The sequence below is a fragment of the Butyricimonas sp. RTP31003st1_G1_RTP31003_210430 genome (genome assembly GCF_040920905.1).
GTDB classification, from domain to species: Bacteria; Bacteroidota; Bacteroidia; order Bacteroidales; family Marinifilaceae; genus Butyricimonas; species Butyricimonas paravirosa.
On the sequence record NZ_JBCOSQ010000002.1, the window covers coordinates 74,814 to 97,609 of the forward strand.

Consider the following 22,796-nt stretch of genomic DNA (forward strand, 5'->3'; position numbering starts at 1 on the left):
ATGGGGTTATTGAAATTTTGTAATATAGGTATTCGAGTTATTAGTGCGACGGTACCTCATCATGTTGTAAAAACGAGGTCATTGACCCAATTTTACAGTGAAGAAGCTATTGAAAAATTCATAGAAGCGACGGGCGTTGAAGAACGTCGTTTTGTGGATAATGATAAGTGTGCCTCTGATTTATGTTATAAGTCTGCTTGTCAAATATTTGAAGAAACAAGTATCAAGCCAGAAGATATTGATGTCTTACTTTTTGTTAGTCAAACTGCTGATTATAAAATTCCAGGTACATCAATTATTTTGCAGGATAAACTGGGTTTAAAAAAAACGACAATAGTATATGATATAAATATGTCTTGCTCTGGTTTTATACACGGTTTATTAATGGCGTATTCTTTTCTTCAATTACCGACGATTAATAACGTGATGATAATGGTTGGAGATTCTTTGTCTAAGATGGTATCATTACGTGACAAGTCAACGGGAATGTTATTAGGTGATGCCGGAACTGTGACGGTTGTCGGAAAAGGAGTGCAATATGGGGAAAGTTATTTCTCTATAGGTACTGATGGTTCAAATATTGATTCTGTAATTATTCCAGCCGGAGGTAGTCGTATGCCGAGTTCTGAAGAAACGCTTAAATTGAGGGAATACGAGGATGGAAGTGTTCGTAATTTGGAACAAGTTGTAATGGTTGGATCTGATGTCTTTAGCTTTGCAATTTCAGAATTACCTAAGGATATTAAACATCTTTTAGAGTTCGCAAATAAATCAATCAATGAGATTGATAAATGTGCTTTTCATCAAGCGAACAATTTTATGATGGGATTTATAGCCAAAAAAGTAAAAGTTAATCCAGAGAAATTATTACGTTCTATACACAAGTATGGTAATACGGCTGGCACGTCAATTCCCTTATGCATGGTAGAAAATCGAGATAAAATTGAAATGAATGATTTAATTCTTATGAATGCAATAGGAGCCGGTTTTGCTTATGGGACAGTACTTCTTAATATAGCTAATTGTGAAATTCTAAAATTAAACGAGTTATAGTATGGGAGCTTACATAAAAGCAATATCTTATTATTTGCCTCATAAAGTATTGGATAACATTCAGATTGAACGGGAGTTTCCTGAGTGGACAGTAGAGAAGATTGATAAAAAGATAGGAATAAAAGAAAGACATGTCGTGGCAGATGATGAGACCGCCAGTGATTTGGCTGTTCATGCAGCATCGAAGTTATTTGGAGATTGTGGAATAGATCGATTATCCATTGATTATGTTATTTTTGTATCACAAAGTGCAGACTATTTTTTACCTACAACAGCTTGTCTTGTTCAAGAGCGTTTGGGGTTATCGCATGATATAGCTGCAATTGATGTGAATTTAGGTTGTTCTGGATTCGTATATGGCTTGTCGATAGCCAAAGGTATGATACTAGGAGGTATGGCAACCAATGTATTGTTGTTAACTGCAGAAACTTATTCTAAATATATACATTTTCGTGATAAAGGAAATCGTACAATCTTTGGTGATGCAGCAGCAGCTACATTAATAAGTACAGATGGGATAGCTGAGATTGGAAATTTTGTATTTGGGACAGACGGCAAGGGGGCTAATAATCTTATTGTTAAAACGGGAGCAGCTCGTCACCGTTCTCTAATGAATGATTTGCAGTTTGATGATTTTGGAAATCCTCGATCTTCGGATAATCTTTATATGGATGGGCCCGCTATTTTGAATTATTCGCTTGAGTGTATCCCTTCATTGGTTGAGAGTGTTTTAGAAAAGAATCATTTAGTAATGGATGATATAAATTTACATGTTTATCATCAAGCTAATATATATTTGGCTAATCTTTTGCGTCGCAAGTTAAAAATCTCTGAAGAAAAGTATTATCATTATTTTGAAAAAGTTGGTAATACGGTATCTTCGACGATCCCTATTGCATTATACGAAGCTCAAAGAAACGGAATTATCAAGAAAGATTTTCGAGTGTTGTCTGTTGCACAGGGACTTGGTTATTCATGGGGAGGGATGCTTTTGTATTTTTAAGAGAAATGATTAAAGTACAGCGTTTTATCAATGAATTAATGTCATCGAATTGTTATATTATTTATGATGATATTTTGAAAAGAAGTATTGTTGTTGATCCGGCAAGTGAAAAGTGTTTGAATGAAATAGAATTTATAGATAATAATCGATTAACGGTTGATTATATTCTATTAACTCATGAGCATACAGATCATACGTGGGGATGTAATATACTTATAGAAAAATATGAGCCTAAAGTGATTTGTTCAGAAGCCTGTAAGATCGCTTTGCCGAAAGAAGGACAATCTTATTTTAGTTTCTATTATGATAATCCAGAGTATCATTATGTGGTGAAGAAGGTCGATTATACAATAGAAGAGCTAGGTAATAAGTTAATGTGGTTGAACTATTTTATATTGTTTGTAGCTACTCCTGGGCATAGTGCTGGTTCTGTTTGTTTTTCTATCGATGATAAATTGTTTACAGGAGATACGATCATGCAATATAAACCACATATAAATAAAAAGAATGGTTCTATAGTTTTATTTGAAGAGAGTGTTGCAAATATAAAACGTCTTTATCATCGAGAAACACAAGTTTATCCTGGTCATGGAGAATTATTTAAATTGAAAGAGGTATGGTAAAGTTTTTAGATTTACAGAAAGTAACAACAAAGTATACTGATGAAATTTGTGAGGCTATTTTGCGGGTAGTAAATTCCGGTTGGTATCTTCAAGGAAAAGAGAATGAGAAATTCGAAGCTGATTATGCTGACTATATTGGTACAAAATATGCCATTGGATGTGCTAATGGTTTGGACGCTTTAATTTGGATATTTCGAGCTTACTTGGAAATAGGTGTGATGCAACCCAATGACGAGGTAATTGTACCTGCTAATACTTATATAGCCTCAATTCTTGCCATCACTGAAAATAAATTAAAACCAGTATTGGTTGAGCCTGATTTGAATACATTTCAGATAGATGATAGTTTGATTGAAAAAGCGATTACTTCGAAGACGAAAGCGATATTAATTGTGCATCTTTATGGGCAGTGTGCTTACACGGATGAGATCGGGAAAATATGTGAAAAGTATAAGTTGAAGTTAATTGAAGATAACGCACAAGCGCACGGATGTGTTTATAATGGAATGAAAACAGGTTCTATAGGTGATGCAGCTGGGCATAGTTTTTATCCTGGAAAGAATTTAGGAGCATTGGGGGATGCTGGTGCAGTGACCACGAATGATGAAGTCTTAGCTAGGACAATAAGGATTCTGGCAAACTATGGTTCATCGAAGAAGTATGTATTCAAATATACTGGTAGAAACAGTCGATTGGACGAAATCCAAGCTGCTATCTTGGATGTTAAGTTAAAACATTTAGATGAGGATATTGAGCAAAGGAGGCAGATTGCTAGATATTATATCGATCACATCAAACACAAAGATATCGTAACCCCCAAAATTAGTAATTGGGAGAGTCATGTGTTTCATTTATTCCCTATCCGTACTTCACGACGAAATGAATTGCAGCAATATTTGATTGAAAATCAAGTTCAGACGGTTATTCATTACCCAATTCCTCCTCATAAACAGGAGTGTTATAAAGAGTGGAGTACACTTAGCTTGCCAGTTACAGAAAAAATACATTGTGAAGAATTAAGTTTACCAATAAGTCCAGTTATGCCAATAGAAGATGTAAAAAGGGTTGTGGAATTATTAAATAGCTTCTAATATGGGATTACAGAAACATATCTGGATTGTAAATTATTATACAAGTCCTCCTGAATTCGAGTTTAATGAAAGGCATCTTAAGTTTGCGCATTATTTGCAGGAATCAGGGTATAAGGTTACAATTTTTTCATCTGGATACTTGCGTGTTAATGATATTGATCTTGTTGATAATGGAAGATCATACAAAAGAGTGACTTATGGGGAATATAATTTTGTACATATCAAAGTAAGACATTATCAAGGTAATGGGATAGATCGAATGTTGTCTATTGTTGAATTTGCTTGGAAAATATTACGACATAGAAATGAATTTGAACGACCTGATGTGATATTGCAAAATATGCATGCTCCGTTTGATTATTGGATAAGTACCTGTGCTAGGAAATTGAAAGTTCGATATATTGCCGAAGCTTGGGATTTATGGCCAGAAGCTTTTGTCATTTTTAATCTTGTCTCTGTCCGAAACCCAATGCTAAAATGGGCTTATGCAAAAGAACGTAAAATGTATGAAAGAGGAAGTGATATTATATTTTCCTTTGCTGGTGGTATAGATTATCTGAAAAGAAAGCACTGGACGAAATCCAGTGGAGGTAAAATTGATGAATCTAGAGTGCATTATATTAACAATGGAATGTCAATTGACGATTTTGACCGAAATAAGGTAGCCTATTCACTGAATGATGAAGATATAGAAAATGAATATTTGTTCAAAATTGTATATTTGGGATCAATACGTTTAGTGAATGATGTTCAACAAATTATTGATGCTTTATCTTTATTGAGCGATTATAAGGATATATGTTTGTTTATTTATGGTAATGGAGATCAACGCAAACGTTTAGTGAAATATTGTGAAGATAGAGAAATATCAAATGTAGTATTTAAGCAAGAGTGTATCCCGTTAAGTCATGTCCCGTATGTGATGTCACATTCCAATTTGAATATTTTGAATTATCAGAAAGGATTCGGAGATTATGGAATCTCTTCAGGGAAATTATTTCAATCATTGGCAGCAGGGAAACCGATAGTATGTAATGTTAACATAGCTTACGATGACATAATTACGGATAATCAACTTGGAATTGCTGGAGGATTAAACACTCCTAGGAAATATGCAGATGCTATTTTGAAGATATATCACCTTGATAAAGAAAATTACGATAGGATGTGTGGACGGGTTCGTGAAGTTGCAAAACGTTTTGATTTTGAGGTGCTTTCGAAACAATTGAAAAAAGTGTTAGAGCAAGAATAATCTAGTAAGGAACATTATGTATAGGTATTTTTTCAAAAGGTTAATAGATTTCACGATTGCTTTAATCGCTCTTTTTGTTATTTGGCCGTTTCTGTTAATCATTATTGTTTGTCTCCATTTCGTCAATAAGGGGAGAGGCGTTTTTTTCTTTCAAGAACGCCCGGGTAAAAAAGGAAAGATATTCAAGGTGATAAAATTTAAGACGATGACTGACGAACGAGATATAGAAGGAAATTTGTTACCGGATGCTGACCGTTTGACAAAGATCGGATATTTTTTTCGTATGACTTCTATGGATGAATTACCACAACTGATAAATGTAATTAAAGGTGATATGTCGTTGATTGGTCCTCGTCCTCTGATGCCTCAATATTTATCTCTTTACTCGTTAGAACAAAAACGTCGTCATGAGGTTCGGCCGGGGATTACTGGCTGGGCTCAAGTACATGGAAGAAATGGAATCTCTTGGACTGAAAAATTTAAGTTGGATGTTTGGTATGTAAATCATTGTTCTCTTAAAATAGATATTAAAATCTTTTTGTTAACGATCATAAAAGTTTTCCGAAAAGATGATATCAATTTTAATAAATCTGCGGAGGAAAGTGCTTTTGATGGAAGTAATTAATTGTAAATAGATGAAGAATTTGATTATTGTTGGAGCGGGAGGTATGGGACGCTCTTTTTTTGATATAGCAATTAATTGTATCGGCTATATGGTAGAATTTCGTATCAAAGGTTTTTTGGATGATAATATACATCAACTAGATACGTTTGAAAATTATCCTCCTGTTTTGGGGACGATCGTTGATTATATCCCAGAGATGGATGATGTTTTTACATGTTCGATTGGTAATGTCGCAACCAAAAAAAACTGTTGTTCAAAAATTCTACATAAAGGAGGAAAATTTATTACGTTAGTAAGTAAAAATGCAGTTGTTGGTAAAAATGCAAAAATAGGAGAGGGGGCAATAATTGCTCCTTATGCTATTTTAGGGACTGATTGTTTGATTGGTAAAAATGTATTAGTACAATCGTTTGCCGTAATCGGACATGATGTTTGTGTGGGAAATTGGACCCGTGTTGATACTCACGTGACTTGTGTCGGGGGTGTTGTTATTGGTGAGGAAGTTACATTGCATACAAATGCTGTTATCAATCACAATGTTGTTGTTGAGAATGGGGCTTGTGTAGGTGCTGGGAGTTTTGTTATTAAAAGAGTTAAGCTGGGAACAACAGTGTATGGGAATCCTGCGATTAAATTGTAATTGATGAAAACATTTGCATTTTTTGTTAGGATAGTTAAGAAAAAAGAATAAGGACATTTTGTGAAGTAACGTATCTTTTTGAATGTGTTACTATTGATTTTTTGAGTATATACTACCTATATTGTGTTTGATGGAGATGAATGTAAATTGATCGGTGATAAATTTAGAGGAATACTATAACATAGATTTATGAAGTTAAGAATTTGGTTATCTCTTGCTCACATGAGTGGGCGGGAGCAGGAATTTATACAAGAGGCATTTGACACGAATTGGGTCGTTCCCTTGGGACCGAATGTCAATGCTTTTGAAAAATCTCTTGGAGATTTTTTGATTGAAAACGAATCAATTGAAAATAAAGAATTAAAAAATACAGGGAAACAAGTGGTGGCATTAAGCGCAGGGACGGCAGCATTGCATTTAGGATTGATTTTGCTTGGAGTGCAGCCGGGAGACGAAGTGATTTGCCAGTCGTTCACGTTTGCGGCATCGGCGAACCCGATTGCTTACTTGGAGGCGACTCCGGTTTTTGTGGATAGTGAGAAGGAGACGTGGAATATGGATCCGGTGTTGTTGGAGGAGGCGATCAAGGATCGGTTGGAGAAGACGGGGAGGTTGCCGAAGGCGATTATTCCGGTGCATTTGTACGGGATGCCTGTGAAGATGGACGAGGTGATGGAGGTGGCGAATCGTTACGGGATTCCGGTGCTGGAGGATTCGGCGGAGGCCTTGGGGTCGGAATACAAGGGACGGAAATGTGGAACGTTCGGGGAGTACGGGGTTCTGTCATTTAACGGGAACAAAATGATCACGACGTCGGGAGGTGGAGCTTTGATATGTCCTAGCGAGGAAAAAGCGAAAAGAGCTTTGTTTTACGCGACGCAAGCGAGGGAACAGGCCCCGCATTACCAGCACGAGAAGATCGGTTATAATTACCGGATGAGTAATATTTGTGCGGGAATCGGAAGAGGACAGATGTTCGTGTTGGATGAACACGTTGCCCGGAGACGGGAGATTCATGACTTGTACGTGAAGTTGCTGGCCGGGGTGAAAGGGGTGAAAGTGATGTGCCAGCCGGAAGGGGAAGGTTTTAATTCGAATTACTGGTTGACGTGTATCACGGTGGAACCGGAAGAGGCCGGATTCACGAGAGAAGATGTCAGGTTAGCCTTGGATGCGGATAATATAGAGAGCCGTCCGTTGTGGAAACCGATGCACTTGCAGCCGGTGTTCAAGGATGCACCATTCTATGGTAACGGGACAAGTGAACGGTTGTTCGAGATAGGATTGTGCTTGCCGTCGGGGCCGACATTGACGGATAAAGATGTGGAGAGAGTGGCGAAAGTTGTGAAACAACTTTCTAATTTATGATTTACGATTTAAAATTGAACGATTAAAAAATATATGATTTAGTGATTCATTTGTGAATCAAAATATACCTCGGGCAGTGAGTGTCCGAGGTTTTTTGTTTTTATACCTAAAATGTTTAATGATGAAAAATTTATTGATGACGAGATTTTTCGCTTTGCTGGCGGAGGATTGGAAGGAGAATTTGGAGCCGAGGGTGTACGAGGATGCTATCCGGGAATTCACGAGTGAGATCAGGATGTTATGTGACACGGAGAAGGATTACGTGGGGTTGGTTAGAATGTTGGAGCAAACTCGCATTGGTCTGGAATATTGGTTGGAACGTGTTTCGGGAGATAGCGAGACTGAAAAAAAATGGACGGGTGCGGTGTTATATCAACGTGGCTTTGAAGTTGGTGGTGGCAGAGGAGCGTTCGTTACGTAAGCGTATGTCTTTAATGAAGGATTTCGGTTGCTTGAAGGGGGGACAGGTGGATATTCGTTGGAAGTCGAAGGCCTACAAGATGATGATCTTGGAGATGATTGAGGGGTTGACGCTCGTGCAGGAACTTTATTCTCCACAGGGGAATTTACTTGATGAAGAGATGTTGGCAGCTATGGTGGCGAATGTTTTTGGGGTGGAGTTCCCGAATTGCAGACAGTTGATCGATCAACTTTTTGCCCGAAAGAAAGGTGTCACGCCATTTTTAGACCAGATGGTGATGGCGATTCGGCTGGAGGCAGATAAGAGAAATGAATGGAAGGGGAAGAAAAAATGATTGATTGAGGGATTCTGATAGGTAAGGATTGCCGATTTGATGATTCTTGTGAAGGATGATCAGATCGGCAATCGTTTATTATTACATGTCATCTAGCGTATAGCAAGTTGTTTCAATTGAATAGTGGGGTAAGGTTTTGTTTGCTAAATGTTGTACTTTCTCGGCTAGCAGTTGTGGTTTGAAATTTTTCTTTTGTCTTTTGACTTCAGCGACAAGTGCTTTTTTCCCTTTTAGTTCAATAGCAACAATATCTATTTCATTTTGTTCTGATTTTGAGGTCCACCAAGAACCAATTTCTCGGTACTTATGGGTGGCAGCTAATTTTTGAATGAAGTATTTTTCAAGGATCAGCCCGGAATAAGTGGCGTAATCTTCTTTGATTATTTCACGTAGACCGACGTAATTTTTTAGTTCAATGATGGATCTGTTTTTGTCAATATATTTGAACCAAAAGCGTAAAAAATTATCTTCAATGGTATATCTTACGGTTAAGGAATTCGGTTTTGCCATGACAGGGCGTTGTTTATGTATCAAGCTATAGTCTTCTGTCAGTTTAATTAGATACCCGCCAACGCTGGACACCCCAATTAGTTGTTCTATTTGTGATTGAGTGTTAAAGCCTGAGGATATTGCAGATAAGACAGAAAAGTAAATCCCGAAATTTTTCCCAAATTCTTCAATTAATAAGAAGCTTCCTTCTTCTATAAATGGAGAATTATCCCTGATCATGAATTCTATCATTTGATCTTTTGTTAATGCATGATTGTCACAGAAGAGTTCGACATATTTAGGAACGCCTCCTGTGAATGCGTAAAGTGCTAATAAATCATCGTTGTGATATTTTGGAGAGTAATCTTGCATGATTTGTTTTAATACTTCAATACTGAAAGTTGATAATTTGATTATGTTATCGGCTCTGCCAAATAGCGGTTCTTCTTTGTCGAAGAATATTTTGTGCATTAGAGAATAGATGGAACCACAAACAATTAAGTTCACGTGAGATTGTTTACGATAGGCATCCCAAATGTTTTGCATGTCACTATATATAGATGGATTTACTTTATAGAATTCTTGAAATTCATCAATGACGAGGTTGAAAGATTTTCTCGTACCTAGTTGCATGAGGTATAGGAAAATGGAATTGAAATCGTTAAGTTCTCCTGCAATTTTTTCTCCTAGGGAACTTTCGATGGTGGCTGCGAAGTTTTTACATAAAATGCCTTCACTTTTTCGTGATACGAACAGGTATACTGTGATCTGATTCTTTAAGGCTTTTGTGATTAGGCTGGTTTTTCCGATGCGCCTACGTCCTGTGACCACGGTTAATCGTGAGTTTTCTTCAAATGAAAGTTTTTGGATTCTATTTAATTCTTCTAGTTCGAGTGTGCGATTGTAAAATTTCATATTTGATAGTTTAGAGTTACAACGTGTATTGTTACAACGTGCATTGTAAGTGTAAAGATAAGGTATTCCTTAGTTTATTGCAAAATAAAAGAGATATTATTTCGGAATAAGAAAGGATATTTGTGTGTTTGCGAGTCTCTGAAAAACGGATGCTGATAATGAGGTATTTGTAGGTATTATTTATGACATAATTATTACGTCTAGTAATCAGGTCTTTGGGATGCACTAATATTGCATTCAGAAATTAAACACGTGTTTACGAGTAAATGTAGTATGAATTAAAAATTTGAATTATGGCATCAATTGACAATTTATTCAATTTGAGAGGACGAGTCGGAAATGTCGTTTTCTGCGAGCGGAAAGGAAAGTCTTACGTGCGGGCCCAACCGATGGTCGTGCATAACCCGAAGACCCGCAAGCAACAGGCGGTGAGATCAAGGTTTCGGACGGCAGTCCGGTTTTATCAAAGGATCCCAGAGGTGGCAATTCGTGCGGTGCTGAATATTTCAGCGGGAGGTGTCACTACTAACGGGTATGCTTTATTCATGAAGTTGAATTTGAAGGTGTTCAAGGCAAACGGGAGAGTCGGGGATTTTTCTCAGATGCGTTTTACCGTGGGAAGTCGACAAAAGGCTTATGATTTGGCAGGAAGGGTGGATACGAGTGATGGAGTGGAGTTGAGTTGGCAGAATGATGAGAACGTGGGATTGGAAGAGATGGAAGATCGGTTACGGGTGATCGTGATTTACGGGGATCGGGAGTTTATGCCGAGGTGTGTGGCGGATTTGGTGGCAACACGGAAAGAAGGACGAGCCGAGTTTCGGTTGGACCGGGAGAAGGGCGTGAAAGCTCATTTGTATTGCTTTTTTGCCTCTCCGGATGGAGCGACGTTCTCGAATTCTCAATACATCTGTTTATGACGTTGCGAGTAGATCCGGTGACGAATGTGGTCGATGCGGTTAGCCGGTTTGTGGATCGGCTGACTCTCCCTGCGAGGGAAAAGAAACAGTTGGAAACTGACTTGCAAAAGTTGATACAAGAGATAGAACGGGATTTGGTGCAGGCTCGTGCGAGTATCGTGGTGGAGGAGACGAGGGGAAATTGGTTGCAGCGTTCTTGGCGACCTTTGGTGATGCTGACTTTTGCCACGATTGTTTTGGTCGGGACATTTATAAATGTACCGATACTTTCAGATACTTCTCGTTTTTGGGATTTGCTGGAGATCGGGTTGGGCGGGTACGTGGTGGGGAGAAGCGGGGAAAAAATCATGCAGGCATTCGCACGAAAGCCACGCTAATTTTAGATTTGATGATTGTAGATCCTATCGATTAAGTGATTTAATGATTTTCGATTAAGTGATTTTAATCACCCAATTATCGAATCGGCAATCACGGAATCTTTTTCATTCTAAATTTTTTATTATGGATGTATTTTCAATTTCTAATTCACCATTTTCAATTGTCAATCACAGGTTGATGGGTGGTGGGGTGATTCATCTGGAATGCCCGAAGAATAGACGGGGGCTAGGAGAGCCGGATATGATTATTTTACATTACACGGGAGGTACTAGTGCCATGTCTTCGGCAAAATTCTTGGTAAGGCAGGACGTGAAGTCCTCGGCGCATGTGGTGATCGGACGGGACGGGCAGGTGATACAGCTGGTGTCGTTTAATATCGAGGCTTGGCATGCTGGGAAGAGCAGTTACGGGGGAAGGAACGAGCTGAATCATTACTCGATCGGGATCGAGCTGGATAACTTGGGGCAGTTGCGACTGGAAAGGGGAAAGTTCGTGGCGGAGTGTGGGCGTGAAGTTCCCGTGAAGGAGGTGTACACGGAGGATTTGGGAGAGGTGCCGACGTACTGGCATGACTACACGGACGTGCAGATGCGGGTGTTGAACGAGGTGTGTGGTTTGCTGGTAGCTACTTACCCGATCGGGGATATCGTGGGACATTCGGACGTGACGTCGAGGAAAGTGGACCCGGGACCGGCGTTGAGGGTGGCGGACTGGATTCGGTATTATTGATTTTAGATTTTAAATTTTGGATTGAACTCCCTCCCGGCTTCGCCGTACTCCCTCTATAAACAGAGGGAGAGTTGGAATACTCGCTGTTTTGGGGAAACTTTTCATTCTAAATTTTAATTCTACATTCTAAATTCCATTCTTCGTGTAGGGCCCATGCGGAGAGTGCGGGATCATTTTAAGTTTTCTGATTTATTCATTTTTAAATTTTAATGTTATGGCAAAATTTAATTCTTATTTATTAGGTAAAGTAACGAAGTCGGTTGGTAACGTGACGATGTGTTACATGAACAAACAAAATATCGCAAGAGCAAAAATCTTTTCAAGAAAGGATAAGCCTACGCCGGAGGTGCTTGCACAACGGGCGAAGATGAAGGCTTTGATCGAGTTATCCAGACGTTTGCTTCCCGTGATTCGTAAAGGATTCATTGGAATCGGGAGTGGGACCACGTCCAATGCCTTCGTATCATTGAACTTGGGAGCTACGAGTGCGGATGAGAGTTATATGGTAACGATTGATTTTGCCCGACTTCGGATGGCATCAGGATTGATGTACACGCCCAAAGTTACGGTGACGTATAGTGAGGAGAATAAGATGTATTCTTTCGAACAGGAGATGCAAATGGCCGAGGAAGGTTATTCTTCTGCTGACGATCAGGTGTATGCCGTGTTGTACGAAACCGTGTTGAAGAGAAGTAAGCTTATTTTGTTGAGAGCTCGTGGAGAGAACGGGAACACGAGTGAATCCTTACCGGAAGAGTGGGATTCCACGAATGTGAAAGGGTATGCTTTTGCTACCACGAAAAATGGAAAGGCTGCATCGGATAGTGTTTGTCTGACGATAGCTTAATAAAAAAGTGAAGCCTCCTGAAAGGGAGGCTTTATCTTTTATTTTACGTAGTCTGCCATGCAGCTTTCACGAGTTCCGGTGATATCGAAGATCACTTGCAGGTGCAAGAGCTCAAATATTTTCAACACTTCCGGCGTGAGGTTGCAAAGTTTTAGGCTGGAGCCGACGCTTTTCTCTGTTTTGAAAAGGGCGATGATGCAACCGATGGCACTACTATCTACAAATTCAATGTCGTGAAAGTCGAAGAGCATTCGACAATCTTTATTATTTAACAAAGGTCTGAGTTCCGTTTTCACTTCGTCAGCCGACGCTAACGTGAAACGAGTCACGTCTACGAATTCGACAATGGTGATACCATTTTGTTCTGTTACTTTTAGAATCATTGTTCAATTAGTTTCTAAGGATTAATATGTAGTAAATTTATTCACAGTTGAATTGAACAAAAGTAATCATTTTTACCGAGATTGCAAATAAGTTAACGGGCGGTTTGTTTCTGATTTCGAAGATTCAATTGACGTGCTAATATTTTTTTAGAAAGGGTAGGCAAGAACAATAAAAGTTTTAACTTTGCGGAGTGTTATAGTTATACTTTATAATATAATGAATATTTAAACGATATAAAAATGAAGACTACTCCATTTACACATTTCCATGAGGAGCTTGGGGCAAGAATGGCTCCTTTTGCCGGCTACAATATGCCGATTGAATATACCGGTATTAAAGACGAACACAACACGGTTCGTGAAAAAGTGGGTGTATTTGATGTTTCTCACATGGGTGAATTCTGGGTAAAAGGCCCGAAAGCTTTCGAATTGGTACAGAAGATTACTTCTAACGATGTGGCAGCTCTCACGGATGGTAAAATCCAGTATAGCTGTTTTCCGAATGAAACGGGTGGTATCGTGGATGACCTTTTGGTATATCGTTTCAGTGCCGAAAAATATTTGTTGGTTGTGAATGCTGCCAATATCGAGAAGGACTGGGCATGGTGTACGAAATGGGCAAAAGAATTAGGTATGAACGTGGATACCGATTTGGAAAACGCTTCTGATAATATTTGCCAGCTTGCCGTTCAAGGTCCTTTGGCATTGAAGGCAATGCAAAAATTAACCACGGCTAACGTGGTAGATATGGAATATTATACTTTCCAAGAGATCCCGTTTGCAGGAATCGATAAAGTGATCTTCTCCACGACTGGATATACCGGAGCGGGTGGTTGCGAGATTTATGCATACGTGAAAGATGCCGAGAAACTTTGGCATGCCGTGTTTGAGGCTGGGGCTGAATTCGGAATCAAACCTGCCGGGTTAGGTTCTCGTGATACCTTGCGTTTGGAAGCAGGTTTCTGCTTGTACGGACACGAAATTGACGATGATCATTCTCCTATCGAGGCTGGTTTGGGCTGGATCACGAAATTCGTGCCGGGAAATGATTTCATTAACCGTGCTTATCATGAAAAAATGAAAGCAGATAAGCCGAGCCGTTACATGAAACCGTTCGAACTTCAAGATAAGGGTATTGCTCGCCAAGGATACGTGATCGAGGATGCAGAAGGAAACGAGATCGGGGTTGTTTGCTCCGGAACTGTTTCTCCCTGGACCGGAAAGTCAATCGGTACGGGATACGTGAAGAGTGGTTTCCACAAGCTGGATACGGAGATCTTCATTCGTGTAAGAAACAAAGCTTTGAAAGCTAAAATTGTCAAGACCCCGTTCTTTTAGTCGGGTGCTTTTGAGCTAGACGATAACTAAGCACCCGGGAACGGGTGCTTAGTCTTTTTATAGAAGCAAAAACGTTTTCGAAGATGTTGAAACTGTTGATTATTAGGCGGTAAGAAAAACGAATAAAAATTACGGAAAAAAGTCTTTTATATGGACTTATTTTGCATCTTTGTAACGCGATTGCAAACAAGATTTTAATTAATTATCTACTTAAATATTTTAGAGATGAGAAAACACATTTTTAATGCCGGACCATGTAAATTGCCGGATTCTACATTGGAAAATGTATCAAAAGCAGTATTAGAGTTCGGTAACACGGGACAATCAATCATGGAAGTGTCTCACCGTTCTGCAGATTTTCAAGCTGTTTACGAAGAGGCTGTTGCCTTGTTCAAAGAAGTATTGAATATTCCGGAAGGATACTCGGTTCTTTTCTTGGGTGGTGGTGCTAGTATGCAGTTCTGCATGATCCCCTTCAACTTCTTGAAAACGAAAGCTGCCTATGTAAATACCGGAACTTGGTCAACTGCAGCTATTAAAGAGGCTAAAATGTGGGGTGAAGTTGAAATCGTTGCTTCTTCTGAGGCTGACGGATTTACTTATTATCCTGAATTCACGATTCCTTCAGACGTGGATTACATGCACATCACTTCAAACAACACGATCCGCGGTACGGAAATTTTCTATGATCCGACCTCTCCGGTACCTTTGATTTGTGATATGTCTTCTGATATTTGCAGCCGTCCGGTTGACGTGTCTAAATATGCCATGATCTATGGGGGATGCCAGAAGAACCTCGGACCTGCCGGTGTTACCTTCGTGATCATTAAAGATGATTTCTTGAACAACGTGGTAGCTGACAGAATGATCCCGACTATGTTGAGATACAAAACTCACGTGGATAAAGAATCAATGTACAACACTCCTCCATGTATCAATATTTTCGGGGTGAAAGAAACCTTGAAATGGGTAAAAGCAATGGGTGGTGTTGAAGCTATGGAGAAATTAGCTATCGAAAGAGCTGATATGCTTTATGCTGAATTGGAAAGAAGCAAAGTATTCCGTCCGGTTGTAAAAGAAGGTTCTCGTTCAAGAATGAACATTCCTTTCTTGTTAAGAGAAGGATACGAGTCATTGGAGAAAGAATTCCTTGATTTCGCTAAGACTAAAAACTTGGTAGGATTGAAAGGACACCGTTCTGTAGGTGGATTCCGTGCTTCTACTTACAACGCTTGTACAATCGAAGACGTGAAAGCTTTGGTTGCTGCAATGCAAGAATTTGAAGCAAAACATATCTAATAATTGACGATTTACGATTTCGGATGTTGAATTGTCTTTCATGAAAATGAAGGCAATGATGGTCTGAAATCGTAAATCTTTTTTCATTTAAAATTGTAATTATCATGACTAAAGTATTAATCGCTACAGATAAACCGTTTGCTCCGGTTGCCGTTAACGGAATCAGAGAAATCGTAGAAGCTCAAGGATATGAGTTAGTTTTATTAGAAAAATATACTTCACAAGACGAGTTGATCGCTGCCGTTGCTGATGTTGACGCTATGATCATCCGTTCAGACAAAGCTACCAAAGAAGTAATCGAGGCTGCTAAGAATTTGAAAGTAATCGTTCGTGCCGGTGCAGGATACGATAACATCGACTTGGCTGCTTGTACTGCTCACAATGTAGTGGCTATGAACACTCCGGGACAAAACTCAAACGCTGTGGCCGAGTTGGCTTTCGGTATGATGGTTTACATGGCTCGTAACTTCTTCAACGGAAAATCAGGTTCCGAATTGAAAGGTAAGAAGATCGGTATCCACGCTTACGGAAATGTTGGACAAAACGTTGGACGTATCGCTCGCGGATTCGGAATGGAAGTTTACGCTTTCGACCCGTTCATGACGGATGAGCAAATCAAAAATGCCGGGGCAACCCCGTTACATTCAGCTGAGGAAATGTACAAGATGTGTCAATACATCTCTTTGCATATCCCGGCAACAGAACAAACCAAGAAATCAATCAATTATAATTTGTTGAAAGATATGCCGAAGGGTGCTGTTTTGGTGAACACCGCTCGTAAGGAAGTTATCGACGAGGAAGGTTTGGCTAAATTGATGGAAGAAAGAGCTGATTTCCACTATATCACGGATATCGCTCCGGATTGTGATTGTTTCAGCAAATTCGAAGGCCGTTTCTTCGCTACCCCGAAAAAGATGGGTGCTCAAACAGAAGAGGCTAACGTTAACGCAGGATTGGCTGCTGCTCACCAGATCGTGAACTTCATAGAGAAAGGTGACGAGAAATTCAGAGTAAACAAATAAATCAATTTTAGATTTACGATTTATGATTCTGTGATTTTTCACGACGCTATTTGAAGCGTGGATCTGTGTGGTTGGAATCATTAAATCGTAAATCGTTAAATCATAAATATACTTATGGCAATAGTAAAACCATTCAAAGGATTACGTACACCATCTCAAGAAGTTTGTGAGGAGCTGGCGTGTCTACCTTACGATGTAATGAATTCAGAGGAAGCCGCACAAATGGCTGCAGGAAAACCTCGTTCATTATTACATGTTACCAGAGCTGAGATTGACTGCCCTGCAGGAACTGATATTCACTCCGAGACTGTTTATAACAAGAGCGTGGAGAATTTTAATATGTTCCAGGAAAAGGGATGGTTGGTTCAGGATGAGGATGCTAAATTTTATATCTACGCCCAGACGATGGACGGAAGAACTCAATATGGTATCGTAGGTTGTGCTGCTTGTGAGGATTACATGAACGGAATTATCAAGAAACACGAGTTGACCCGTCCGGATAAAGAAGAGGATCGTATGATCTTGACCCGTTATGTAAAAGCTAACCTGGAACCGGTATTCTTTGCTTACAAGGCTGTTCCGGAAATTGATGCTATCGTTGAAGATATCGTGAAGAGCAAAAAAGCTGACTATGATTTCGTGGCGGAAGACGGGTTCGGTCATCATTTCTGGGCAATCAACTGCCCGGAGACCAACAAACGTTTGGAGGAATTATTTGCAACAAAAGTTCCTTACACGTATGTTGCTGACGGACATCATAGAACTGCTGCTGCTGCTCGTATCGGTGCCGAGTTCAAATCAAAGAACCCGAACCACGACGGTACGGAAGAATATAATTTCTTCATGGCTGTTCACTTCCCGGATCATCAGTTGAAAATCATTGATTACAACCGTGTTGTAAAAGATTTGAACGGTTTGACTGAAGAGCAATTGTTGGCTAAATTGGGCGAACATTTCACGGTTGAAGATATGGGTACGGAGATTTATCACCCGGCTAAATTACATGAATTCAGCATGTACTTAGGTGGAAGATGGTATAAGCTGACGGCTAAACCGGGAAGTTACGATGACAATGACCCGATCGGGGTATTGGATGTAACAATCCTTTCTAACCATGTATTGGCTGACATTTTGGATATTCAGGATTTGCGTACTTCTAAACGGATTGATTTCGTGGGAGGTATCCGCGGATTGGGAGAATTGAAACGTCGTGTTGATAATGGCGAGATGAAAGTGGCTTTCGCTTTGTACCCTGTTTCTATGGAGCAATTGATCAATATTGCCGATACCGGTAATATCATGCCTCCGAAGACGACTTGGTTCGAGCCGAAACTTCGTTCTGGAATGGTAATCCACAAGATCTAATAAGACTTGGACTCAATAAAAAAGCGACTCTTTCGAGTCGCTTTTCTTATGCTTTATAGCGAAGCCATTTGTATAATTCTTTCCAGGTGACTTTCTTCCCGTACATGAGGATACCTACCCTGTAAATCTTACCGGATAACCACGTGAAGAAAAGGAAGGATCCGACGAGTAAACCCATTGAAGTGATGATTTCCCATGCAGGAACACCGAACGGTATACGTACAAGCATGACGACCGGAGAGGTGAAAGGGATGAGAGAACTCCAGAATACCATGGGTGATTCGGGGCTTTTCATGGCAGCAACACCGATGTAGAGAGCGACAACCAGAATGATAGACAGAGGGGTCATGAATTGCTGGGAGTCCGTTTCATTATCAACGGCAGCACCAATGGCGGCAAATAATGATGCATATAATAAATATCCTCCGATGAAATAGAATAAGAAGGCTCCCACGAATTTCAAGATAAACATGGGATCAATAGTTTTTACGAGATTTTGGATGATCGCCAATTGCTCGGGGTTAATTTCTGTTCCTTGAGCAAACATATTTAGGTCGTTGGCATTTTTTAAGGCTTCCAAGTCAAGATTCGGCATGAAAAAAGCTTGAGAAATTAAAATAATACCTCCTCCCAAAACAATCCATATCAAAAATTGTACAAGTCCCACGGCTGCCACACCGATAATCTTTCCCAATAGGAACTGGAAGGGTTTTACCGAAGAAACTAACACTTCAATAATCCGATTCGTTTTTTCCTCGATAACACCTTTCATGACTTGAGAGGCGTACATGAAAATAAAGAAGTAGATGATTAGCCCGGCAACCAGTCCGATGATTGACGTGATTTCGGACGAACTTTCTTTGGCATCTCCGGTGTCCGTGACGAGTAATGTCCTCACCAGTACGGGGGTTTTGGTGGCATCCAATTCCGTCTCCAAATTCGGCATCTGGGTTTTAGCAATCACTTCAGCACGTTTGACAGTTTCTATTTTCTGGCGTAATTGTGATGCAATCTCGTTTTTCAGTTCCATGGGAACTTGAGACGTTGAGAATACCGGGATTTCGGCATGGGTCATGACATTGGCCGGGATACGGGTAATGGCGTAAAAATCGTTCTTTTTCAGAAAATCAATATAGTCTGTTTCCGGTATCTCCTGATCGATATATGTGAAACTCGTGTTATTGATTTTTTGAAGCGGGGTTTCTAACGTTGATTCGTTGATAACGGCAATTGTACGCTCTTGGCTGTCGTCTCGTAGTAACATCCACATGAGGAAAGCGTAGAATAATGCGAACAGGATCGGGACAAAAATTGTGACGACAAGGAAGGTCTTTTTACGGACTCTTGTGGTAAATTCCCGATTTATGATAATGAGTATCTTGTTCATTTTAATTGAAAATTGAAAATTGAAAATTGAAAATGAGGTTTTGGAAACGTCATTCTGATTTTCAATCTGGGATAATTATTTTAATTTAAAATTTGAAATCATAAATCTAAAAATTATTTAGGCTTGCTCTTTTACGAGTTTTATAAAGATATCGTTCATGCTGGGAATGATCTTTTGGTAAGAGATGATGTCTGTTTGGGGCAGGACTCTTGACAAAAGGGTGTTTGCCGGGCAATAAGTGTTTTGTTGCAAAATAATATCCTGACGGTCTCCTTCGACACGTTGAGATACTATCTCGAATTCTGAGCCGATTGTTTGTGCGGGTGAGAATTCCGGGTTGTAGCGACAGCTGAGCTGGTATGTGTTACTGGCATACTTTTCACGAATCTGATTGATTGGTCCCTCGATGATCTTGCGTGATTTGTTGATTAAGGCGATATGGCTACAGATTTCTTCTACCGATCCCATGTTGTGTGTGGAAAAGATGATGGTTGTTCCTTTCTTGCGTAATTCGAGAATTTCCCGTTTCAGTAATTCAACGTTGATGGGGTCGAAACCGCTAAAGGGTTCGTCAAAAATCAGCAATTCCGGTTCATGAAGTACCGTGGTGATAAATTGTACTTTTTGTGCCATACCTTTGGATAGTTCTTCTACTTTTTTATCCCACCAAGCCTCAATCTCGAATTTCTCGAACCACATTTTAAGACGGACGATCGCCTCGTGTTTACTGATTCCTTTTAAGCGAGCCAAGTAAACGGCCTGTTCTCCGACTTTCATTTTTTTGTAGAGTCCTCGCTCTTCAGGAAGGTAACCAATCCGGTTGACATCAGACGGTTTCAGATGTTCATTTCTGAAAAATATTTCTCCTGAATCAGGGGCTGTGATTTGGTTAATAATTCGAATTAAGGAAGTCTTTCCGGCTCCATTAGGGCCTAGTAGCCCGTAGATGGCTCCCTCCGGGATATTGATTGACACGTCATCCAATGCCTTGTGGTTTGCATAGGTTTTGACGATGTTCAAGGCTTTGAAGAAACTCATAATCGGATATTTGTCAAAGGCTGCCGATTCGGCAGCCTTTGAAGTTATTTTATTTCAAACATTAAAGCGTCTTTAGGGAGTTTATCTCCTTTGTTGACATGGATCTTCATGATCGTACCACTTATGGGAGCCAGGATTTTATTGTGCATTTTCATGGCTTCCAAGAGGCAAAGTAGATCTCCTGCTTTAACTTCTTGACCTTCTTTTACATACAAATCGATGATAGATCCCGGTATGTATGTGATAACGGCTCCCGGATCGGGTTTTTCCCATTGTTTCCGATTAATAAATTTTTCGGTAAACTGGGTTTTATATTTTAAGCCGTCGATTTCTAATAAATCGTATTTTGGTGTACTCATCGTGGTATAATTTTAGTTTAAAATGGAGGAATTCCATGTTTTTTAGCCGGGGTTAATACCGACTTGTTGCTGGATACCTCGATGGAGTGTTTCAGGATCTTCCGGGTTTCCTCGGGTTCGATCACGGAATCGATATAGCCTTTAGAGGCGGCCACGTAAGGATTGGCGAATTTTTCACGATATTCGGCAACTTTGATTTTACGCATTTCTTCCGGATTTTCGGCAGCCATAATCTCTTTTTTGAAGATGATGTTGGCAGCACCTTCCGGTCCCATTACTGCAATTTCTGCAGTTGGCCATGCGAACATAAAGTCTGCTTTCAAGTGACGTGAGTTCATAGCGATATAACCACCACCATATGCTTTTCTAAGGATTACGGTAATCTTAGGTACCGTAGCCTCACTATATGCATAAAGAACTTTCGCCCCGTGACGAATAACACCCATATACTCTTGTTCAACACCCGGTAAGTATCCCGGCATATCCTCGAATGTTACGATCGGAATATTGAAGGCATCGCAGAATCGGATAAAACGTCCGGCTTTATCAGAAGAGTCACAGTCTAACACTCCGGCAAGTACAGAAGGCTGATTAGCCACGAAACCGATAGTTTCCCCGTCGATACGTCCGAATCCGACAACGATGTTTTTTGCGAATTCTTGTTGAATTTCCAAGAAGTCAGAATCATCGGCAACAGCACGGATTACATCGCGCACGTCATAAGGCTGGGTGGGGTCAGACGGAATGATTTTCTCGATCTTGTATTCCGGTCTTGGCGGCTTGGAGGGGAAAGGTTTAGCTTTTGCTTCGTTACTCCAGGGAATGAATGTCAATAATTTTTTGATCTGTTCGAAACATTCATACTCTGAATGAGCGAAGAAATGGGCATTACCACTGATTTCACTGTGAACTCTAGCTCCTCCGAGTTCTTCCATGGTCACGACTTCTCCTAATACCGTTTTTACAACTTCAGGTCCGGTAATAAACATTTTGGAAATGTTGTCAACCACGAACACGAAGTCGGTCAAGGCGGGAGAGTATACGGCTCCACCAGCACAAGGACCGAGGATTACAGATAATTGAGGAATTACTCCGGATGCCTGGGTGTTACGGAAGAAAATTTCTCCGTATCCGGCTAAGGAGTCAACACCTTCTTGAATACGAGCTCCACCAGAATCGTTGATTCCGATCAAGGGTACTCGCATTTTTAAGGCATGATCCATGATTTTAGTGATTTTACGAGCATGCATCAAACCAAGAGAACCACCGGCTACGGTGAAATCTTGCGCGTAAATACATACAGGTTCTCCATAGATTGTTCCGGTACCGATGATGACACCATCACCATGAAGAACTTTCTTATCCATATCAAAATCTTTGGACTGATGCTCAACGAACATGTCGTACTCATGGAAAGAGTCTTTGTCCAAAATTGCTTCAATACGCTCCCGGGCTGTCAATTTCCCCATTGCAGCTTGCTTCTTAATCGCCTCTTCGCCACCTCCTTGAAGAACAATTTCTTTTCTCTTTCTTAAATCAAGAACATTTCTTTTAAGTGACATAAGTATTATTTTTTATTTATAAATGATAGGTTCTATTCAATGTTAGATTCCGCCTACCAAAATGCAAGATTACGAAAAAAAAATGAAGAAAAAAACACTATTTCGAATGGTTATGAATAAGGTGTTGTCGGATAGTGTTTTAGGGAATGATATTCAGCATATAAATTTGCACAACTCCGTAACTCTATGGTTTAGTTGTTCGTTAAATTAAGCATTCAGTTTGTGGGTAGAGGAAAAGTATTATTGGGAAATGTGAGGTAAAAGCCTTATTCCTAGTGGTCGAATTGGAGAAATAATTGTAATTTTGTAATTAATTAATCTTTGATGAAGAAAGGAAAATGAGATTTTTGCGAAA

24 protein-coding genes are annotated in these 22,796 nt (G+C 39.8%); 18 read left to right on the plus strand and 6 right to left on the minus strand.

The features are described 5' to 3' along the window. From AB5542_RS01055 to AB5542_RS01100, 10 genes are all read left to right on the plus strand, one after another. Positions 1 to 1,053, plus strand: a complete 1,053-nt coding sequence (locus tag AB5542_RS01055; protein ID WP_279040651.1) for a 3-oxoacyl-ACP synthase III family protein — start codon at positions 1 to 3, stop codon at positions 1,051 to 1,053. A gap of 1 nt (position 1,054) precedes the next feature. Next, positions 1,055 to 2,056, plus strand: a complete 1,002-nt coding sequence (locus AB5542_RS01060; protein WP_279040653.1) for a ketoacyl-ACP synthase III — start codon at positions 1,055 to 1,057, stop codon at positions 2,054 to 2,056. A 5-nt stretch (positions 2,057 to 2,061) separates the two neighbouring features. Next, complete coding sequence (locus AB5542_RS01065) at positions 2,062 to 2,679, plus strand: MBL fold metallo-hydrolase (RefSeq protein ID WP_279040654.1); 618 nt, start codon at positions 2,062 to 2,064, stop codon at positions 2,677 to 2,679. Then, positions 2,673 to 3,770: a DegT/DnrJ/EryC1/StrS family aminotransferase gene (locus AB5542_RS01070; RefSeq protein WP_279040656.1), complete on the plus strand. Its 1,098-nt coding sequence runs from the start codon at positions 2,673 to 2,675 to the stop codon at positions 3,768 to 3,770. The genes AB5542_RS01065 and AB5542_RS01070 overlap by 7 nt, the downstream gene beginning before the upstream one ends. A gap of 1 nt (position 3,771) precedes the next feature. Beyond that, positions 3,772 to 5,022: a glycosyltransferase family 4 protein gene (locus tag AB5542_RS01075; protein WP_279040658.1), complete on the plus strand. Its 1,251-nt coding sequence runs from the start codon at positions 3,772 to 3,774 to the stop codon at positions 5,020 to 5,022. Positions 5,023 to 5,038: 16 nt separating this feature from the next. Next, positions 5,039 to 5,647 (plus strand): sugar transferase, encoded by a 609-nt coding sequence (locus AB5542_RS01080; RefSeq protein ID WP_279040659.1) that lies wholly within the window; start codon positions 5,039 to 5,041, stop codon positions 5,645 to 5,647. Positions 5,648 to 5,657: 10 nt separating this feature from the next. After that, complete coding sequence (locus AB5542_RS01085; protein ID WP_279040661.1) at positions 5,658 to 6,287, plus strand: acetyltransferase; 630 nt, start codon at positions 5,658 to 5,660, stop codon at positions 6,285 to 6,287. A 189-nt stretch (positions 6,288 to 6,476) separates the two neighbouring features. Next, entirely contained in the window at positions 6,477 to 7,655 is a 1,179-nt protein-coding gene (locus AB5542_RS01090; RefSeq protein WP_279040663.1) for a DegT/DnrJ/EryC1/StrS family aminotransferase, read from the plus strand. Between the two features lie 121 nt (positions 7,656 to 7,776). After that, positions 7,777 to 8,076 carry a hypothetical protein gene (locus tag AB5542_RS01095; RefSeq protein WP_118305558.1) on the plus strand — a complete coding sequence of 100 codons (300 nt, stop codon included), beginning with the start codon at positions 7,777 to 7,779 and terminating at the stop codon, positions 8,074 to 8,076. Next, entirely contained in the window at positions 8,015 to 8,410 is a 396-nt protein-coding gene (locus AB5542_RS01100) for a hypothetical protein (protein ID WP_147344506.1), read from the plus strand. The genes AB5542_RS01095 and AB5542_RS01100 overlap by 62 nt, the downstream gene beginning before the upstream one ends. An 81-nt stretch (positions 8,411 to 8,491) precedes the next feature. On the opposite strand, the gene AB5542_RS01105 is transcribed toward AB5542_RS01100, so the two are convergent. Continuing rightward, entirely contained in the window at positions 8,492 to 9,814 is a 1,323-nt protein-coding gene (locus tag AB5542_RS01105) for an ATP-binding protein (RefSeq protein ID WP_279040667.1), read from the minus strand. A 293-nt stretch (positions 9,815 to 10,107) separates the two neighbouring features. Between AB5542_RS01105 and AB5542_RS01110 the strand changes: the two genes are divergently transcribed. The 4 genes from AB5542_RS01110 to AB5542_RS01125 all read left to right on the plus strand — a co-directional run bounded on the left by AB5542_RS01110 (position 10,108) and on the right by AB5542_RS01125 (position 12,688). Continuing rightward, positions 10,108 to 10,734, plus strand: a complete 627-nt coding sequence (locus AB5542_RS01110; protein ID WP_118305555.1) for a DUF6266 family protein — start codon at positions 10,108 to 10,110, stop codon at positions 10,732 to 10,734. Beyond that, positions 10,731 to 11,111, plus strand: coding sequence for a 3TM-type holin (locus tag AB5542_RS01115; RefSeq protein ID WP_279040669.1), 381 nt, complete (start codon positions 10,731 to 10,733; stop codon positions 11,109 to 11,111). The genes AB5542_RS01110 and AB5542_RS01115 overlap by 4 nt, the downstream gene beginning before the upstream one ends. Positions 11,112 to 11,235: 124 nt before the next feature. Then, positions 11,236 to 11,841 carry an N-acetylmuramoyl-L-alanine amidase gene (locus tag AB5542_RS01120; protein WP_118305553.1) on the plus strand — a complete coding sequence of 202 codons (606 nt, stop codon included), beginning with the start codon at positions 11,236 to 11,238 and terminating at the stop codon, positions 11,839 to 11,841. Between the two features lie 214 nt (positions 11,842 to 12,055). Continuing rightward, on the plus strand, positions 12,056 to 12,688 hold the full coding sequence (locus AB5542_RS01125; RefSeq protein WP_279040671.1) for a hypothetical protein: 633 nt from the start codon (positions 12,056 to 12,058) through the stop codon (positions 12,686 to 12,688). Positions 12,689 to 12,726: 38 nt separating this feature from the next. Here the strand turns inward: AB5542_RS01125 and AB5542_RS01130 are convergent, their stop codons facing one another. Further along, positions 12,727 to 13,071: an STAS domain-containing protein gene (locus AB5542_RS01130; protein WP_368242957.1), complete on the minus strand. Its 345-nt coding sequence runs from the start codon at positions 13,069 to 13,071 to the stop codon at positions 12,727 to 12,729. A 240-nt stretch (positions 13,072 to 13,311) separates the two neighbouring features. Here AB5542_RS01130 and gcvT point away from each other — a divergent pair, with 240 nt between their 5' ends. From gcvT to AB5542_RS01150, 4 genes are all read left to right on the plus strand, one after another. Beyond that, a complete protein-coding gene (gene gcvT / locus AB5542_RS01135) occupies positions 13,312 to 14,409 on the plus strand; it encodes a glycine cleavage system aminomethyltransferase GcvT (protein ID WP_087421600.1) in 1,098 nt (365 codons plus the stop codon). Positions 14,410 to 14,634: 225 nt separating this feature from the next. Next, positions 14,635 to 15,708, plus strand: coding sequence for a 3-phosphoserine/phosphohydroxythreonine transaminase (gene serC / locus AB5542_RS01140; protein ID WP_087421601.1), 1,074 nt, complete (start codon positions 14,635 to 14,637; stop codon positions 15,706 to 15,708). Between the two features lie 104 nt (positions 15,709 to 15,812). Beyond that, entirely contained in the window at positions 15,813 to 16,730 is a 918-nt protein-coding gene (locus tag AB5542_RS01145) for a 3-phosphoglycerate dehydrogenase (protein WP_279040673.1), read from the plus strand. Between the two features lie 114 nt (positions 16,731 to 16,844). After that, complete coding sequence (locus AB5542_RS01150; RefSeq protein WP_087421603.1) at positions 16,845 to 18,095, plus strand: DUF1015 domain-containing protein; 1,251 nt, start codon at positions 16,845 to 16,847, stop codon at positions 18,093 to 18,095. A gap of 46 nt (positions 18,096 to 18,141) precedes the next feature. Here the strand turns inward: AB5542_RS01150 and AB5542_RS01155 are convergent, their stop codons facing one another. The 4 genes from AB5542_RS01155 to AB5542_RS01170 form a co-directional block, all read right to left on the minus strand. Further along, the gene (locus tag AB5542_RS01155) at positions 18,142 to 19,482 is read right to left on the minus strand and encodes an ABC transporter permease (RefSeq protein WP_279040675.1); all 1,341 of its coding nucleotides are present in this window, start codon (positions 19,480 to 19,482) and stop codon (positions 18,142 to 18,144) included. Between the two features lie 117 nt (positions 19,483 to 19,599). Continuing rightward, on the minus strand, positions 19,600 to 20,520 hold the full coding sequence (locus tag AB5542_RS01160; protein WP_118305549.1) for an ABC transporter ATP-binding protein: 921 nt from the start codon (positions 20,518 to 20,520) through the stop codon (positions 19,600 to 19,602). Positions 20,521 to 20,564: 44 nt separating this feature from the next. After that, on the minus strand, positions 20,565 to 20,879 hold the full coding sequence (locus tag AB5542_RS01165) for a biotin/lipoyl-containing protein (protein ID WP_087421606.1): 315 nt from the start codon (positions 20,877 to 20,879) through the stop codon (positions 20,565 to 20,567). Between the two features lie 17 nt (positions 20,880 to 20,896). Continuing rightward, positions 20,897 to 22,441, minus strand: coding sequence for an acyl-CoA carboxylase subunit beta (locus AB5542_RS01170; protein WP_087421607.1), 1,545 nt, complete (start codon positions 22,439 to 22,441; stop codon positions 20,897 to 20,899). Positions 22,442 to 22,796 lie beyond the last annotated feature (355 nt).

Bases quoted from the DNA above. Each gene is read 5' to 3' on its own strand.
- AB5542_RS01080 (WP_279040659.1), top strand. From the start codon at position 5,039: ATGTATAGGTATTTTTTCAAAAGGTTAATAGATTTCACGATTGCTTTA.
- AB5542_RS01090 (WP_279040663.1), top strand. From the start codon at position 6,477: ATGAAGTTAAGAATTTGGTTATCTCTTGCTCACATGAGTGGGCGGGAG.
- AB5542_RS01120 (WP_118305553.1), top strand. From the start codon at position 11,236: ATGGATGTATTTTCAATTTCTAATTCACCATTTTCAATTGTCAATCAC.
- AB5542_RS01065 (WP_279040654.1), top strand. From the start codon at position 2,062: ATGATTAAAGTACAGCGTTTTATCAATGAATTAATGTCATCGAATTGT.
- AB5542_RS01130 (WP_368242957.1), bottom strand. From the start codon at position 13,071: ATGATTCTAAAAGTAACAGAACAAAATGGTATCACCATTGTCGAATTC.
- AB5542_RS01070 (WP_279040656.1), top strand. From the start codon at position 2,673: ATGGTAAAGTTTTTAGATTTACAGAAAGTAACAACAAAGTATACTGAT.
- AB5542_RS01055 (WP_279040651.1), top strand. From the start codon at position 1: ATGGGGTTATTGAAATTTTGTAATATAGGTATTCGAGTTATTAGTGCG.
- AB5542_RS01095 (WP_118305558.1), top strand. From the start codon at position 7,777: ATGAAAAATTTATTGATGACGAGATTTTTCGCTTTGCTGGCGGAGGAT.
- AB5542_RS01145 (WP_279040673.1), top strand. From the start codon at position 15,813: ATGACTAAAGTATTAATCGCTACAGATAAACCGTTTGCTCCGGTTGCC.
- gcvT (WP_087421600.1), top strand. From the start codon at position 13,312: ATGAAGACTACTCCATTTACACATTTCCATGAGGAGCTTGGGGCAAGA.
- AB5542_RS01160 (WP_118305549.1), bottom strand. From the start codon at position 20,520: ATGAGTTTCTTCAAAGCCTTGAACATCGTCAAAACCTATGCAAACCAC.
- AB5542_RS01150 (WP_087421603.1), top strand. From the start codon at position 16,845: ATGGCAATAGTAAAACCATTCAAAGGATTACGTACACCATCTCAAGAA.
- AB5542_RS01155 (WP_279040675.1), bottom strand. From the start codon at position 19,482: ATGAACAAGATACTCATTATCATAAATCGGGAATTTACCACAAGAGTC.
- AB5542_RS01075 (WP_279040658.1), top strand. From the start codon at position 3,772: ATGGGATTACAGAAACATATCTGGATTGTAAATTATTATACAAGTCCT.
- AB5542_RS01085 (WP_279040661.1), top strand. From the start codon at position 5,658: ATGAAGAATTTGATTATTGTTGGAGCGGGAGGTATGGGACGCTCTTTT.
- AB5542_RS01110 (WP_118305555.1), top strand. From the start codon at position 10,108: ATGGCATCAATTGACAATTTATTCAATTTGAGAGGACGAGTCGGAAAT.
- AB5542_RS01115 (WP_279040669.1), top strand. From the start codon at position 10,731: ATGACGTTGCGAGTAGATCCGGTGACGAATGTGGTCGATGCGGTTAGC.
- AB5542_RS01105 (WP_279040667.1), bottom strand. From the start codon at position 9,814: ATGAAATTTTACAATCGCACACTCGAACTAGAAGAATTAAATAGAATC.
- AB5542_RS01170 (WP_087421607.1), bottom strand. From the start codon at position 22,441: ATGTCACTTAAAAGAAATGTTCTTGATTTAAGAAAGAGAAAAGAAATT.
- serC (WP_087421601.1), top strand. From the start codon at position 14,635: ATGAGAAAACACATTTTTAATGCCGGACCATGTAAATTGCCGGATTCT.
- AB5542_RS01165 (WP_087421606.1), bottom strand. From the start codon at position 20,879: ATGAGTACACCAAAATACGATTTATTAGAAATCGACGGCTTAAAATAT.
- AB5542_RS01060 (WP_279040653.1), top strand. From the start codon at position 1,055: ATGGGAGCTTACATAAAAGCAATATCTTATTATTTGCCTCATAAAGTA.
- AB5542_RS01125 (WP_279040671.1), top strand. From the start codon at position 12,056: ATGGCAAAATTTAATTCTTATTTATTAGGTAAAGTAACGAAGTCGGTT.